This is a genomic window from Marinobacter sp. S6332 (genome assembly GCF_023016045.1).
GTDB lineage: Bacteria > Pseudomonadota > Gammaproteobacteria > Pseudomonadales > Oleiphilaceae > Marinobacter.
Map to the genome: position 1 here is coordinate 83,751 of NZ_JALKAP010000001.1, position 14,129 is coordinate 97,879.

Annotated in this window: 14 protein-coding genes, 1 tRNA gene and 1 pseudogene; 3 read left to right on the top strand and 13 right to left on the bottom strand. The window is 52.7% G+C overall.

All coding sequences use genetic code 11. The features are described from left to right. Position 1 precedes the first annotated feature (1 nt). The 9 genes from pepQ to MWU62_RS00450 all read right to left on the bottom strand — a co-directional run bounded on the left by pepQ (position 2) and on the right by MWU62_RS00450 (position 9,209). Entirely contained in the window at positions 2–1,294 is a 1,293-nt protein-coding gene (gene pepQ / locus MWU62_RS00410) for a Xaa-Pro dipeptidase (RefSeq protein WP_247112900.1), read from the bottom strand. Beyond that, positions 1,287–2,201 carry a LysR family transcriptional regulator gene (locus MWU62_RS00415; RefSeq protein ID WP_247112901.1) on the bottom strand — a complete coding sequence of 305 codons (915 nt, stop codon included), beginning with the start codon at positions 2,199–2,201 and terminating at the stop codon, positions 1,287–1,289. Before MWU62_RS00415 ends, pepQ begins: the two co-directional genes overlap by 8 nt. Before the next feature lie 113 nt (positions 2,202–2,314). Next, entirely contained in the window at positions 2,315–3,325 is a 1,011-nt protein-coding gene (locus MWU62_RS00420; RefSeq protein ID WP_247112902.1) for an oligopeptide/dipeptide ABC transporter ATP-binding protein, read from the bottom strand. After that, positions 3,322–4,332 (bottom strand): ABC transporter ATP-binding protein, encoded by a 1,011-nt coding sequence (locus tag MWU62_RS00425; RefSeq protein ID WP_247112903.1) that lies wholly within the window; start codon positions 4,330–4,332, stop codon positions 3,322–3,324. Before MWU62_RS00425 ends, MWU62_RS00420 begins: the two co-directional genes overlap by 4 nt. Before the next feature lie 6 nt (positions 4,333–4,338). After that, on the bottom strand, positions 4,339–5,271 hold the full coding sequence (locus MWU62_RS00430) for an ABC transporter permease (RefSeq protein WP_247112904.1): 933 nt from the start codon (positions 5,269–5,271) through the stop codon (positions 4,339–4,341). Continuing rightward, positions 5,268–6,317, bottom strand: a complete 1,050-nt coding sequence (locus MWU62_RS00435; protein ID WP_247112905.1) for an ABC transporter permease — start codon at positions 6,315–6,317, stop codon at positions 5,268–5,270. Before MWU62_RS00435 ends, MWU62_RS00430 begins: the two co-directional genes overlap by 4 nt. 79 nt (positions 6,318–6,396) lie before the next feature. Beyond that, the gene (locus tag MWU62_RS00440) at positions 6,397–7,959 is read right to left on the bottom strand and encodes an ABC transporter substrate-binding protein (protein WP_247112906.1); all 1,563 of its coding nucleotides are present in this window, start codon (positions 7,957–7,959) and stop codon (positions 6,397–6,399) included. A gap of 169 nt (positions 7,960–8,128) precedes the next feature. After that, complete coding sequence (locus MWU62_RS00445) at positions 8,129–8,851, bottom strand: LrgB family protein (RefSeq protein WP_247112907.1); 723 nt, start codon at positions 8,849–8,851, stop codon at positions 8,129–8,131. Next, a complete protein-coding gene (locus MWU62_RS00450) occupies positions 8,844–9,209 on the bottom strand; it encodes a CidA/LrgA family protein (RefSeq protein ID WP_247112908.1) in 366 nt (121 codons plus the stop codon). Before MWU62_RS00450 ends, MWU62_RS00445 begins: the two co-directional genes overlap by 8 nt. 75 nt (positions 9,210–9,284) lie before the next feature. On the opposite strand from MWU62_RS00450, the gene MWU62_RS00455 reads away from it, so the two are divergent. Next, a complete protein-coding gene (locus tag MWU62_RS00455; RefSeq protein WP_247112909.1) occupies positions 9,285–9,824 on the top strand; it encodes a YaeQ family protein in 540 nt (179 codons plus the stop codon). A 99-nt stretch (positions 9,825–9,923) separates the two neighbouring features. Beyond that, positions 9,924–10,000 (top strand) — tRNA-Arg (locus tag MWU62_RS00460). 353 nt (positions 10,001–10,353) lie between these two features. Here the strand turns inward: MWU62_RS00460 and MWU62_RS00465 are convergent. The 3 genes and pseudogenes from MWU62_RS00465 to MWU62_RS00475 form a co-directional block, all read right to left on the bottom strand. After that, on the bottom strand, positions 10,354–10,773 hold the full coding sequence (locus MWU62_RS00465; protein WP_247112910.1) for a transcriptional regulator: 420 nt from the start codon (positions 10,771–10,773) through the stop codon (positions 10,354–10,356). 4 nt (positions 10,774–10,777) lie between these two features. Then, a pseudogene (locus tag MWU62_RS00470) lies at positions 10,778–10,975 on the bottom strand (type II toxin-antitoxin system HigB family toxin); the annotation flags it as partial. Between the two features lie 183 nt (positions 10,976–11,158). Then, positions 11,159–12,088 carry a DMT family transporter gene (locus MWU62_RS00475; RefSeq protein ID WP_247112911.1) on the bottom strand — a complete coding sequence of 310 codons (930 nt, stop codon included), beginning with the start codon at positions 12,086–12,088 and terminating at the stop codon, positions 11,159–11,161. Between MWU62_RS00475 and MWU62_RS18880 the strand changes: the two genes are divergently transcribed. Next, complete coding sequence (locus tag MWU62_RS18880; protein WP_281494722.1) at positions 12,055–12,489, top strand: helix-turn-helix domain-containing protein; 435 nt, start codon at positions 12,055–12,057, stop codon at positions 12,487–12,489. The two genes, MWU62_RS00475 and MWU62_RS18880, sit on opposite strands and share 34 nt — an antisense overlap. A 9-nt stretch (positions 12,490–12,498) precedes the next feature. On the opposite strand, the gene MWU62_RS00485 is transcribed toward MWU62_RS18880, so the two are convergent. Then, positions 12,499–14,013 (bottom strand): aldehyde dehydrogenase (NADP(+)), encoded by a 1,515-nt coding sequence (locus MWU62_RS00485; protein ID WP_247112913.1) that lies wholly within the window; start codon positions 14,011–14,013, stop codon positions 12,499–12,501. Between the last annotated feature and the right edge of the window lie 116 nt (positions 14,014–14,129).

The following is a 14,129-nucleotide window of genomic DNA, read 5'->3' on the forward strand; positions in this document are numbered from 1 at the left end:
TTCAGGCTTCGGCCTCTCGCGTTAGGTTTCGGTAGCCGGAGTCTGTTACCACCAGATTATCTTCTATGCGAACTCCACCACAGCCTTGTAACTCATCAAGCAATGGCTGGTTAATGTGGCGCCCAAGAGGGCCAGACAGCAGCGGCTCAAGTAACGAGGGAATGAAATACAACCCCGGCTCTATAGTCACCACCATGCCCGGCTCCAGCGTTCGCGTCAGGCGTAGAAAGGGCGCATCAGCGGGAGGCGCAACAGACTTTCCTGCAACATCGTGCACCTGAACACCAAGGAAGTGGCCAATTCCATGAGGAAAGAAGGCACGGGTAACGCCTTCAGCAACCATATCTTGATCGCTCAGGTCGCTTACCAGCCCCGCCGCATCCAGTAACGCAGCAATGCCCATGTGGGTTTTACGGTGTATATCCACATAATCAACGCCGGGCGCCACCATTTTGCAAAGCCGGAATTGCAGCTGCTCAAGCCCTTGCACGAGTGCGGCAAACCGCCCTTCCCCAACACCCGCTGTAGTGCGAGTAATATCAGAGCAATAGCCCCGGTAACGCACGCCAGCGTCTATGAGTAAGCTACGGGATTTGGCTGGTGCCGCCGTATCGTAATATTGATAGTGCAACGTGCCAGCGTGCTCATTGAGCCCAATAATGCTGTTATAAGGCGCGTCAGCTTCACGCTGTTGCGTTGCCCGCTGGTAGGCCAAGTTGATTTCAAACTCACTAGCACCGGCCAAAAAGGCATCCCGAGCAGCGCGGTGACCAGCCACGGCCAGCTTGTTGGCATGTGCCAAGCAAGCAATTTCATAAGCGGTCTTGTGCACTCGGGTTTCATTGAGTGCCGCGCAAAGGGCACCCGGGTTTTCATCGCCCGAAATGCCTGCCAGCAAAGACGGATCACCGAGAACGGCTAACTGGCTCAGGCCATCCAGCTCAGGCGCCGAGCGGCTTTCGCTGAATCGGAGCTCAAATTCATTGCGCCATGGTTCTTCGGCTAATTCTAGACTTGCATGCCAAAAGTCAACCGGCTGATACAGCGAGAGCAAAGGCTTTCGGCCTTTGCGAATCAGCAACCAAGCATGCTCGTACCCGACCAACCCGGTCCAGTGCAGGAACGGGCCATAACCTTGAAAGTGCCACGACTGATCGTCGTCATAACGCATTGGGGCTGCGCCTGAACTTATCAGTAAACCGTCGTAACCATGGTCTTCCAGAACCTTCTCATAGCGGCTCTGCAGAATAACCACATGATCAATCTGGAGAGTTAAAAGCTCAGTGTCAGGCATGTTGGTTTTCCAGTGTTTTCCAGAGAGTTAGAAGATCGTCTGTACGTGGCTCTCGCAAGCGGATCAATCGGATATCCAGCGGCACATCCCAACGTTCGTCGCCAGCCCTTGTAAGGCTGCCAAAATGCTCGCTCTTTTCCGTCATCCGGCTGGGCAGCCAGCCCATGCCAAAGCCCTGTTTCACCAGCGCTTTAATGCTTGCCGACTGGGTGTTCTCGTTCAACGGCAGGAGGTTTACAAACTCTTTGCTGCGCGACAAATGCGCCTCAATAGCAGACTGCAAAAAGCCTCGTGAGTGGTAGGCAATTAGCGGCACAGTTTGCCCCGCGGCTCCCGGCAGGGGGAATCTTGGTTCACCGCTTTCGGCAGCAACACTCACCGGCACAAGCCATTCGCGGGCGATAACGATGGACTCATACTCGCCACGGCCCAGCCGCTCAGCCCACGGCAAGTCTTGATGCCAATAGCACAGCACCAAATCACACTCACCACCATCAAGGGCATCTAGAAACTGCTCTCCCACCCAACTGGTCGCCTTGAGGTTAAGTTGAAGGCGGTCTGCAACACCTACTTCGCTAGCCCAGCCCTGATAGAAGTGAGAAAAGAGCCCTTGAGTGGATCCCACACTAATACGTGCAGAGACTTCCGCTTCCATATCCGCAATCTGGCTTCGCACATCACGAACATCCCGCGTTACCCGTTGGCACAATTCAAAAAAACGTTCGCCAGCGGGGGTCAAAGATAAGGGTAGGGTCTGCCGATTAATCAAAGTGGCGCCCATGGCTTCTTCAAGCAGTTTGATGCGGCGACTGAATGTGGGCTGGCTGACATGTTGCAGCTCAGCTGCGCGAGAAAAATGGCGCGCGCGGGCCAGTGCCATGAAGTCTTCCAGCCAACGTATTTCCATGGATTCCCCAGCGAACAACGGTAAAGAGAACAGGTGAAGGGTGATGGTATTTCATAGGCTACTCACTGCAAGCATCATAGCCTATCGCATCCACACTCTTAAAACCTGTACTCTTACAACCGCCCTTCTTCCACAGCATGGCAAGCCACTTGCGAACCACCATCCGTGACAATGAGCCGGGGTATTTCTTGGCGACAGCGCTCGTTCGCATAAGGGCAGCGGCCATGGAACACACAGCCGGATGGCAGATTTACCGGTGTTGGCACTTCGCCCTGCAGCCTTATGTAGTTAGGCCTGTCGTCTTCTAACCTAGGGATTGCCGAGAGCAACGCCTGAGTATAGGGATGGCGAGGCTCGGCAAATAGGGTTTTAGTTTCTGCCAACTCACACACCCGCCCCAGATACATCACCGCAACGCGGGTGCCAAAATGTTCCACCACAGCAAGATCGTGAGTAATGAACAGGTAGGTCAGGTTTCGGGTTTCCTGCGCCTCCATCAGCAGATTCAGCACCTGCGCCTGAATGGAGACATCCAGTGCCGAGATGGGCTCATCCGCCACAATAAACTCGGGATCCACTGCCAAAGCTCGGGCAATCGCAATACGCTGACGCTGACCACCTGAGAACTCATGCCCAAAGCGGCTACCCCACTCCGGGTCTATTCCCACAGATTGCATCACTTCCTGAACTTTTTCGCGCACCTCGCTGCGGGCCAACTCCGGTCGATGGAAATGAATTGGCTCTTCCAGCGTTTGCTGGATCGTCATCCGGGGGTTCAGAGAGGCGTAGGGGTTTTGGAATATCATCTGCATTTTTCGGCGGTACGGCAGCACGTCCCCACCTTTCAGATTATCAATGCGCTGACCGCCGTAATGAACTTCGCCCGCGCTGGGCGATAGCAAGCCCATAACTGTGCGGGCCACCGTGGACTTGCCACAGCCAGATTCGCCCACCACGCAAAGAGCCTCGCCTTTTTGCACCTGTAAATCCACGCCGTTGATAGCATGCACAGCCTCTTGTTTACGCTGGAAGCGGCCACCTTTAAACGTGATTTGCTCCAAAAAGCTGCCAGAGAGATCGAAACGCTTCTCCAGACCACGAATATCGACTAATGGGGAGGTCATGATCCTGCCTCCTGCATGCGTTTCTCCTGCTCGATCAAGTTGCTTACCTCGTAACACGCCACATCCACATTTCCGGAGCGAACATACTCGGGCATGGTTTGCCGACACTGATCGGTGGCGAAATCGCAGCGTGGGTGGAAAGGGCAACCGGAGGGTACGTTCTTTAGAGACGGCATAGAACCGGGTATCTGGAACAACCGCGCGCCGGGCTCGCCCATCTGCGGCAAAGCGTTGATTAAGCCTTGGGTGTAGGGGTGCTGGGCATCGTTGATGATCTCCCGTGTGGGCCCTTGTTCGATGATGCGGCCGGAGTACATTACTAACATGCGCTGGGTCACTTGCGAGACCACTCCCAAATCGTGAGTAATCAGCATTAATGCCACGTTTTCCTGCTCACACAAATCCAGCAACAAAGCCATGATCTCCGCCTGAATGGTCACGTCCAGCGCGGTTGTGGGCTCGTCCGCTACAATAATTTCGGGATCCAGCAACAGAGCGATGGCGATAATCACACGCTGACGCATACCACCAGACAACTCGTGGGGGTATTGATCGAGACGTTTCTCCGGCGATGGAATCTGGACCTTACGCAGTTTGCCCACGGCAATTTCACGCGCTGCTTTGGTGCCAATCCGGCGATGTGCCTTGATAGCTTCAACCATTTGCGTGCCTATGCTGAGCACTGGGTTGAGCGTCATCATGGGATCTTGGAAAATCATAGCAATACGATTGCCGCGAATTTTACGCAGCTCCCGCTCACTCATAGCCGCGAGATCTTCGCCTTCAAACAAAATTTGCCCACCGGCAATATATCCCGGGCGTGCAATCAGATTGAGAATAGAAAAGGCCGCTACAGATTTACCCGCACCCGACTCCCCCACCAAGCCCAGCCGCTCGCCTTTATCTAGGCTAAAGCTAATGCCGCGCAAGGCTGTAAGGTCGCCGCCACGAACAGCAAATCGCACATCCAAATTCTTTACTTCCAGCAGTGGTGTATCGCTTTTCATGGTGGTTTAGCCCTTGTACAGCCGTGGGTTCATAACATCCCGTAACCAGTCACCTAATAGATTGATAACTAGCACGAGCACGACCAGCACCAGGCCGGGAATCAGCGTAATCCACCAGGAGCCGCTTTGGATGTAGTCAAAACCGGATTTAATTAAAGAGCCCAGCGACGGCTGGGTTTCCGGCATGCCTAATCCTAGGAACGACAAAGCCGCTTCAGAAATAATCGCATTGGCGATTTGCACGGTGGCAATAACAAAAATAGGAGACAGGGTATTAGGCAGAATATGGCGGAACATAATGCGGTTAGTGCGGAACCCCATCACCTTGGCCGCATCCACGTACTCCTTCTTCTTCTCCGCCAGCACAGACGCTCGAACGGTTCGGGCAATCTGCGGCCATTCCGCCACACCGATAATGAAAATCAGCATATAAATGGCGATTTCACCAAACATCAGGTTGCCGAAGCTTGCCTTGAACACCGCGCCCACAATGATCGCCACCATCAAGGTGGAGAAGGAGAGCTGAACATCGGCAATGCGCATCAGGATTGAGTCTACCCGGCCACCCAAATAACCCGCCAATAGGCCGAAGAGTATGCCGAGGGCTGCCTGCAGCACCACTGCACCAAAACCGATCAATAGGGATACGCGAGTACCGTAAAGAATGGTGGAGAGCATGTCCCTGCCCTGAGCATCGGTACCTAGAGGGAAGGCCGCATCAGCCCCCGACATTCCTACCGGCGGCAGTTCCGAGTTCATGATGTCAATTTGCGCCAAATCGTAAGGGTCCGTTGGGGCAAATAGAGGTGCAAAAACAGCTGCAAAAACCATCAAGAGCAGCACGATGGAGCTAACAATCGCCACTTTGTCGCGCTTGAAGCTGTACCAGAGGAAGGACTCGCGAAAGCGATTCCAGCGTGAAAGGGTCGCTGTTGTCATGCTTTCTTACCTGTCAGTTTCACCGTGGGATTCACTAGCCCGTAAACCAGATCCACCAGCGTATTAGTGATCACGAAAATCAGGCCCACCACCATTAAATAGGCAACGATTAAAGGAATATCACTGCGAGTGATGGCCTCCAGAAACATCAGCCCAACTCCAGGCCACTGGAAAACGGTTTCTGTAAGAATGGTGTAGGCCACCATAACGCCCACCTGCACACCGCCCACGGTAATAACCGGCAGCATGGTGTTTTTGAGGGCGTGGAGAAAATTGATTCGCATTGAGCTCAAACCTTTGGCTCGAGCGTAGCGGATGTAGTCGCTTTGTAGCACTTCCATCATTTCTGCGCGGATTAAGCGGATAAACAACGGCAACATAATGGACGCCAGCGATACGCAGGGCAGCACCAGATGCATGAGACCGTCTGTGGAGAAAAAGCCGGAGTACCAAGTACCAAACAGGTGGGTGAGCTCATCACCACGCCCGTACGACGGCAACCCGCCTTCGGTTGTAAAAGCACCATTTAACCACCGGCCCCAACCGGTGTCTTCGGGGAACCACTCAATGGTCACACCGATAGAATAGATCTGGATAAGAACAATGGCCGTGAGGAATACCGGGATGGATATACCCACAGTACTCACGCCCATAAAAAACTTGGCCAACCATGCCTGTGGTCTTATGGCGGCGTAGACACCAATAGGAACAGACAAGAACATAATGATTAAGCTGGCCCCAATCACCAGCTCCAAAGTGGCTGGTAGATGCTCAGCAATAACCTCAAGAGTCGGCTTGCCGTAAAAATAAGAGTTACCCAAGTCGCCTTGGAGTGCATTGCCCGCGAAGCGCAGGTACTGCACCACCATGGAGTCATTTAGCCCTAACTCCTCACGCAGAGCCTCCCGCTCCTCCATAGAGACAGACATGCCCACCATTTCCTGAAGCGGGTCACCAAGGCCGTCTTGTATAGCAAACGCGATCACACTGATCACAAACATGACCAGCACGGCCTGGGATATGCGCTGAACCAAAAACGCTAGCATGAAAAATTCACCGATGATGAGCCATTAAAGCCTCTCTCCCCTTGCGGGAGAGAGGTTGGAGAGAGGGGGCAGCCCCTAGTTACTCTATGACCAGATCGCCCAAGAAGGGGAAGTTCATTACGTTAAGAATCGGCTCGATCTTTACGTTCTTCTTGCTGGCCCATGCCAAATCCTGCCAGTGCAGCGGAACGAAAGCGGCATCGTCGTACAAGCGCTTCTCTACCTCTTGCAGCATAGCACTGCGTTTTTCTAAATCGGTTTCTACATTGGCTTTGGCAACCAGCGCGTCGATTTCCGGGTTACAGTAGTTACCGGCATTGTATTGGCCTGCGCCGCTACCAGCTTCTGGACAAAAGGTTAGGAACTCAAAAAAGTTGGCAGAGTCTTCGGTGTCTGCGTGCCAACCAATCAGCATCATATCGCCTGAACGGTTATCAAACTCGGGCCAGTACTGGGCTTTCGGCAGGGTTTTAAGGTCTACCTTAATGTTAATGCGTGCCAGCATGGCAGCGGCAGCTTGTGCGATTTTGTCATCGTTAACATAGCGATTGTTGGGCGCCATCATGGTGATGGTGAAGCCATCCTCATAACCCGCTTCTTTCATCAGCTGTTGAGCTTTTTTCACATCATAGCGGGGCTTTAGAGACTCGTTGTGGCCTTGATAGCCAGCTGGCGACATCTGGGCAGCGGGTGTAGCAAAGCCCTTCATAATCTTGGCTGCAATGCCTTCCTGGTTGATGGCGTAAGCGACAGCCTGACGAACCTTAGGATTTTTGAAGGCTTCCACTCGTTCCTGATTCATGTGGAACATGATAATACGGGTACCACTCATGGTGACCAGCTCCGAATTCTTGTCGCGCTTGATGCGATCAAGATCCGTAGGTGGCACAGGGGCAATGAAATCAACGCCGCCAGAGAGCAGTGCTGATACCCGAGTGTTGTTTTCCTTGATCGGAGTTAGAACAATTTTTTTAACGTTGCCGGGGGATTCTTCATCCCAATAATCCGCAAAACGCTCAAATTCCATGCGCACGCCCTGCTGGCGGGACTTGACCACGAAGGGGCCGGTACCAGACAGGTTATCCGAGGCAAACGAGTTGCCGTGCTTCACAATTGCGCTCTTCTTTTTGCCATCGGCTGTCTCGCCGGAATAGAACTGACTGTCGAGCGGAAAAATGTAAGTGGCGGTATTGAGGAGCAGCGGGAAAGGCTCGCTAGTGACCAGTTCAAAGGTGTAATCATCAATAACGTTTATGCCACTGAACGGCTGGAAGATGGCTTTAAAGTCCTGACTTTCTTTTAGCCGATCGTAAGTGAACTTCACATCCTTAGCGGTGAACTCATTACCCGAATGGAATTTCACACCTTCACGGAGTTTGAAACGCATGGTTTTGTCATCAACACGCTCCCAGCTTTCTGCTAGGCGGCCTTCAAAACCAAGGTCTTTCGTCCAACGCACAAGCGGATCAAAAGACATATGAGACAACTGCAGAATGCCTCCCGAGAGCTGCTCGTGAATATCGAGGGTTACCGGGTCGGCATCGTACGCCATCTTAAGCTCTTTCGTCGCTTCCGCTGACAGAGCAACAGGTGCCGTGGCAAGAGCCATGGTACCAACTAAAGCTGCAAGTAGTTTTTTCATTGCGTTTCCCGTCGTTGTTTTAAGAATTTTTCGGCACTTTTTTTCGGGCACACCGACACTCAGGCGCCCCGGACGTCTTCCATAGAAACTAGTCCCGGAAACTACCTACCGCAATCGAAATTACAACTTACGGTTATTCGTGAGCTGAATAGCGGCTTGCGCCAGCCTCTCAAAGACGAAATACCAAAGGTAGGATCAGTGCCGTAAAAACACCCGTCAGCCCCATACCCAAAGAGGCGAAGGCGCCTGCGGTATGGCTAATCTCGAAGGCTCTGGCCGTACCTATGGCATGACCATTGAGACCCAGCGCAAACCCAACAATGCGCTCATCATCAATCTTGAGCCATTGTGCTAGCAGGTCGACAAACAGGGCAGCAACAACACCGGTAATTAGCAGCCCACCCATCATTAACGGCACAGAGCCACCCAACTGTTCTGTAATACCGATAGCAATGGGGGCGGTTACAGATTTAGGCGCCAGCGACGCCAACACCTCCGGCGTGGCACCCATCGCCCAAGCGATCACAACCGCGTAAACAGCAGCCATGGTTGCCGCCAGCGGCAGCGTAACCACAATCGGCTTCCACATGGCTCGGATATGGTGAATTTGCTGATACAGGGGAATCCCCAAAGCTACGGTGGCAGGGCCAAGCAACACAGTAATCCAAAGGGCTCCTTCCTGATAACGAACATAGTCCAACGAAAAAACCGCGATGACTGCCGCTAACATAACCGCAGAGAGCACCACCGGCGGCATCCATAAGGGCTTGCCTAGGCGCGAAAACAGCCAGTTACCGGCAAAAAATGCACTCAGCGTAAGACCGATTGCGAATATTGGGCTAGCTGACAAAATATCAGGAATAGCCATAAAGCGACCCGCAAGCTCATTCATGTGTTCGGCTCCGCGCAGACAAACGCACCATCTGCTTCATCAACAAAAGAGTCGTCAACACACTCAGAAAAGTGCCCAGCAACAAGGCTGCCGATACCGCCAGCCATTGCCCGGAAAACTGCGAGGCCATAAAGAACACCCCAACCACACCGGGCATGATCAGCAACACCAGAACGGAAACGAGCGCTTGGCTGGCCGACGCCAACGCATCGCTAACTCGACCTCGCAGCATTAGCGTTAATGTCATCAAAATCATACCTAGCACACCGCCGCTGACCGGTATCAAAAAAACCAGCCTCAGGGCTTCGCCAAACAGAAAAAATAGAACCAATATCAGAAAACCACGCAACATCGACATATCGCCCTGCTCACCCTCTGAAGAATTGCTTTACACTAGCGCAAACCAACATCTTGATACCAATGCAGGACGGCCATGGCGCTCAAAGCAACCATTTTAAAAGCCACGCTCAATATTGCCGACATGGACAGGCACTATTATGCAGATCATCAGCTCACCATAGCTCAACACCCGTCAGAGAATAACGAGCGCATGATGATTCGCCTGCTGGCGTTCGCCCTGAATGCACATGAAAATCTGGAGTTCACCAAGGGCCTAAGCACAGACGATGAGCCAGAGCTTTGGCAAAAAAGCTTAAGTGACGAGATTGAACTGTGGATTGAACTAGGCCTGCCCGACGAAAGCCGCCTACGCAAAGCCTGCAGCCGCGCACGTCAGGTTATTCTGTACGCTTATGGTTCACGCGCGGTACCCGTATGGCTGGAAAAAAACCAGAGCAAACTGCGCCGCTTCGATAACCTGCGAATTGTTGAATTGCCGAGTGAGTCCACAGAAGTCCTTGCTGGACTGGCTGAACGCAACATGAGTTTCCAGGTGACTATTCAGGATGGTGAAGTGTCTTTCAGTAATGAGGGCGCACTGGCAAGCATTACCCCGGCCCCGCTATTCCCGTGATGAACGGCTGCCCCGACCAGCGTGCCGGGGCTGGACAGAGTAGGCTCGCACACGTAAGATTGCGCACTCGAAATTGACGCACAGCCGTCGCATTCGAATGCGCCCGTAGCTCAGCTGGATAGAGTACCGCCCTCCGAAGGCGGTGGTCACAGGTTCGAATCCTGTCGGGCGCGCCATATTTTTCAAGGCCTTACGTGAGAGCGTAGGGCCTTTTTAATTGGCTGTGCCCAAATGGTGCCTTGGGTGTGCCCAAGATTTTTTTGCATATCGGTAGCACCCTAATCACATGACTCCTGCCTAGATTTTCACTTCAGCCTATTCGGGCACATCGCAACTTCCACTTGAATGCTCTTTGCTTAGGGTAGCAGCAACAAAAGTGAGATTAAGAGCTTAATGGACGAAGTAGCTTCCGAGCCTTACCATAAGCCGAATTCGAATAACTGAAGTGGTTGAATGGATGTGACCAGCCCAGTTAAGGAATAATGAATTGATCACTGATGCGCAGAAATAGCCCGGCTCTGGCTTGTGGCTAGAAGAAGAGAGCCGGAGAAACTTTAAAGCGCTCCCCCAGGGCCTCCATGTGTTTGCGGGTGAGCTTCTTCCCTTCCGCCCCGTTGAGGATTTTGCTGACATTGCCCTTTGAGCCCAGTTCTGGCAAATCTGCTACGCCTAGATTGTGTTGATCCATTAATGTTTTCAAGACAGCAATGCCATTGTCAGCGCCCGCTATTGCGGCGTTAAAGTCCTTGAACTCTTCTGCTTGGTCTTCCCAGCGCTCGATGCTAACAGCGAGGATCTCGATGAGCGGCTTATTGGTATCGTAATCTTCAATAAGGTCATCCATCATCGCCAAGGCGTTTTCGTAGTCCTTCTGGGTTTCTATGTGAGCCATGAATGGCAGCTCACCCAGAACAGTGCGGAGCTGCTGAATCAAAGCGGTGTTTAACATGGCTCTACTCCTTGGTTCTGCGGTACTTGTCAGTTAGCCGGTCATACTCGGCGTGACTGCAAATATGTTTCACGTACATGCGTTTGTCACGGAATTCGATGGAAGCGATCAGGCGAAGGTTGCTGCCGCCTATGTCGATTGCCCACCACTTATCCCTGTATTTGAAGTTATCCAGTGAAGGGAATACCTGGCGTAACTGAGCGGGCGTTTCAAACTACCCGTCACGCAATGTTGTATAGACGTTGATCAGAGCATCCCTGTCGTTCGGGTGCTGCTGCGCAGCACCATTGAACGGTTTTCGTGAAATTACGTGCACCGTCTTCCCTTTGTTTCATTTTTTGAAAGCGCAGGCTCTAGTCAGTAGGTCGACACCGTGAGAAGTTTGTCAGTTTACAAGTCGCTTCAGAGACCTCCTTATAAGGTTCTCACCACTGACGAGAATCACGCCCGCAATAACCAGAGCACTCCCTGCCAAAAAGCTCGGCTCTAACGGCTCGGATAACAGCCAGGCACCAAGTAAAACGCCAAAGATAGGAGTCATAAACGACATTATGCCGATTGGCGAGGCGTGATAATTTCGGAGCAACCAGAACCAGATCAGAAAAGCCAAAAATGCGACAAAGACAGCCTGAAATACAATGCTGCTGATAGCAACCGTGCTCGGAACAAAACCAAGCTGATCTGTTGCATAGGCAGCAATTGAGAGCAGGAAACACGCCATCAAGAGCTGATATAACAGAGTTTCTCGTGGCGACACTTCGGACAATCGAGAGGTTCGAATCACCACAGTAGTTGCGCCCCAGACAGCGCCCGCGAGTATGGCTAGTGCATCACCGATAAGAATATCTGAAAGGTCTTCTGGCGACGAACCAGATTTGTTGCCGAGAAAGGCTAGAGCCGTCCCTGAAACTGCCAATACAATACCACCCCATTGCATGCGGTTCATACGCTCCGATGCAATCAAGAAATGAAGAATTAGAGCCGCAAACACGGGTGCTGTGTATAGAAACACCACGGCATGGGAAGCAGAAGTGAAGCGTAGTGCCTCGCCCAGGAACAGATACTCAAGGGCAAATAGTAATCCTACCCATAGGCCCGGCTTCCAGTTTCCACTGTTAAGCGATACACGTTCGCGTAGCACTAGCATGTAGACCCAAACCAGAATAGCTGCAATACCGGAACGGATCGCAATCTGAAGAATAGGAACCACGTCCTCGGAAGCGGCTTTAAGGGCGACTTGTTGCATGCTAAGCATCACACAAAATAAAACCATAAGCCCAAATGCTTGAGCATCTGGTGCTTTTCTGTGTTCCATCGTTTACCTCCGGTGAATTTGTATACTCGTACATAGGTGTAAAGGAGGTGAAGATTGGCAAACACCGTTACCTCGTGCCGTCACAATACGGGCTCTGGACTTCATTGAGTGAAATCCGGGTGATACTCAATCTCTCTCAATTGGCGAGGCTCTTCCACACCACAGAAAGAACCGTTATGCGAAGGGCAAAGAGGGATTGGGGGGGGCCTCCCTCTGAGTGGCGTCAAGGGCTCAGAATAGTTGCAGCTATGAAACGTCTTGAGTCAGGTATCAAGGTAGAGAGCATTACTCTGGATTTAGGCTATGGTAGTGCGTCTTCATCCATTGCGATGTTCAAGAAATTAATGGGCGTCACCCTGATGGGTATAGGGGCGGCCGACAGGTATCAGCCAACCCCTTGACAGGCTCCGTTAGCGCAGTTCCTCGGGCAACAGTGCGCGGTCGATGTCTTGGAAACAGACTGGACGCAAAAAGCGTCTAATCGCCATCGTACCGACCGACGTCGCGCCGAAGTTAGTGGAGGCCGGATAGGGGCCACCGTGAACCATAGAGTCACACACTTCCACGCCCGTCGGGAAGCCATTTGCCAAAACTCGGCCCGCTTTACGAACCAGTTTTGGCATTAATTTGCGCGCCGCGTCGTGGTCACGGTCTGTCAAATGCAGGGTCATCGTAAGCTGCCCGACACAGGCATCTAAAAATTTCTCCATTTCGTTCACGTCTTTGACTCGGACAATCACACCCACCGGGCCAAATACTTCATGGGACAATTCTGGATTGGCCGAATAAGTCGCCCAATCACAGGCAACCACCGACGGCGTTACTTCACGCTCATTAACCATGCCCTCGACTAGACATTCGACGCCCTTGGCTGCTTGTAACTGTTGCGCCCCTCGGGCACAGCTGTCGGCAATGCCTTGTGAAAGCATGGTTTGTGCTCCAGCCTGACTTAAGGCCAAGACTGCTGAATCAACGAAGGCATCGCCATCTTGGCCTTCGGGCACCAAAACGACGCCTGGGTTAGTGCAGAACTGACCTGCGCCCAATAACAGAGAACCAGCCCAAGCTGCTCCCAACGAGCTGGCTTTATCCGCCAACACCCCTGGTAACATGAATACGGGGTTAACGCTGCCGAGCTCCCCAAAAAAGGGAATCGGCTCTGGCCGCGCGGCACATAGGTCAAACAACGCACGACCGCCTTTCAAAGAACCGGTAAACCCGACGGCCTTAATCGCCGGATGCTGCACTAGGTTCGCGCCAGTCTCGTGGCCACCACCTTGCACAAACGAAAACACGCCCGAGGGCATCTCGCACCGTTTGATGGCGTTATGAATGGCCAAAGCCGCCAACTCACCCACTGCTGTGTGCGACTCATGTCCTTTCACAACCACCGGACAACCTGCCGCCAACGCAGCGGCTGTATCGCCGCCTGCTACCGAGAAGGCCAGCGGAAAGTTTGACGCGCCAAATACGGCCACGGGACCGACTGGAAGCTGCATCAGTTTTAGATCTGCCCGAGGCAACGGCGTGCGCTCCGGCATGGCTGGGTCGTGGCGTAGATCCAAATAGTCTTCGGATTCAATGTGGCTAGCGAACAAGCGTAGTTGCCCCGTTGTGCGTCCTCGCTCACCTTCAAGCCGAGCCTGAGGCAATCCGGTTTCTGCCACCCCAGCTTGGGTTATGGCGTCGCCCAGTGCGTCCAGTTCTTCCGCAATCGCACGCAAAAACTCAGCGCGTGCCGCCCGAGAAGTTGCAGAAAAACGCTCAAAGGCGGCCTCAGCGGCTAGACCGGCGGCCTTAACGATGGCTTCTGTGCCGACAAAGACACGGCGACCTTGGCCACCGTCAAAGGTACGATCACTGTCGAGCCAGCGGCCCTCGATTAAGTGGCGACCGCTTAGGGAAAGATTATCAAATGGGGGCATGGTGAAAGCTCTCTTCGCTTCAAATGATGGGAGTCAGGACAACTCTACTCGATAGATGTTATACACCAACTCATATTTGTATACTGTATCCAATATAAAGCGAAAATCAAACCCCA

Bases quoted from the DNA above. Each gene is read 5' to 3' on its own strand.
- pepQ (WP_247112900.1), bottom strand. From the start codon at position 1,294: ATGCCTGACACTGAGCTTTTAACTCTCCAGATTGATCATGTGGTTATT.
- MWU62_RS00415 (WP_247112901.1), bottom strand. From the start codon at position 2,201: ATGGAAATACGTTGGCTGGAAGACTTCATGGCACTGGCCCGCGCGCGC.
- MWU62_RS00420 (WP_247112902.1), bottom strand. From the start codon at position 3,325: ATGACCTCCCCATTAGTCGATATTCGTGGTCTGGAGAAGCGTTTCGAT.
- MWU62_RS00425 (WP_247112903.1), bottom strand. From the start codon at position 4,332: ATGAAAAGCGATACACCACTGCTGGAAGTAAAGAATTTGGATGTGCGA.
- MWU62_RS00430 (WP_247112904.1), bottom strand. From the start codon at position 5,271: ATGACAACAGCGACCCTTTCACGCTGGAATCGCTTTCGCGAGTCCTTC.
- MWU62_RS00435 (WP_247112905.1), bottom strand. From the start codon at position 6,317: ATGCTAGCGTTTTTGGTTCAGCGCATATCCCAGGCCGTGCTGGTCATG.
- MWU62_RS00440 (WP_247112906.1), bottom strand. From the start codon at position 7,959: ATGAAAAAACTACTTGCAGCTTTAGTTGGTACCATGGCTCTTGCCACG.
- MWU62_RS00445 (WP_247112907.1), bottom strand. From the start codon at position 8,851: ATGAATGAGCTTGCGGGTCGCTTTATGGCTATTCCTGATATTTTGTCA.
- MWU62_RS00450 (WP_247112908.1), bottom strand. From the start codon at position 9,209: ATGTCGATGTTGCGTGGTTTTCTGATATTGGTTCTATTTTTTCTGTTT.
- MWU62_RS00455 (WP_247112909.1), top strand. From the start codon at position 9,285: ATGGCGCTCAAAGCAACCATTTTAAAAGCCACGCTCAATATTGCCGAC.
- MWU62_RS00465 (WP_247112910.1), bottom strand. From the start codon at position 10,773: ATGTTAAACACCGCTTTGATTCAGCAGCTCCGCACTGTTCTGGGTGAG.
- MWU62_RS18880 (WP_281494722.1), top strand. From the start codon at position 12,055: ATGCTTGAGCATCTGGTGCTTTTCTGTGTTCCATCGTTTACCTCCGGT.
- MWU62_RS00475 (WP_247112911.1), bottom strand. From the start codon at position 12,088: ATGGAACACAGAAAAGCACCAGATGCTCAAGCATTTGGGCTTATGGTT.
- MWU62_RS00485 (WP_247112913.1), bottom strand. From the start codon at position 14,013: ATGCCCCCATTTGATAATCTTTCCCTAAGCGGTCGCCACTTAATCGAG.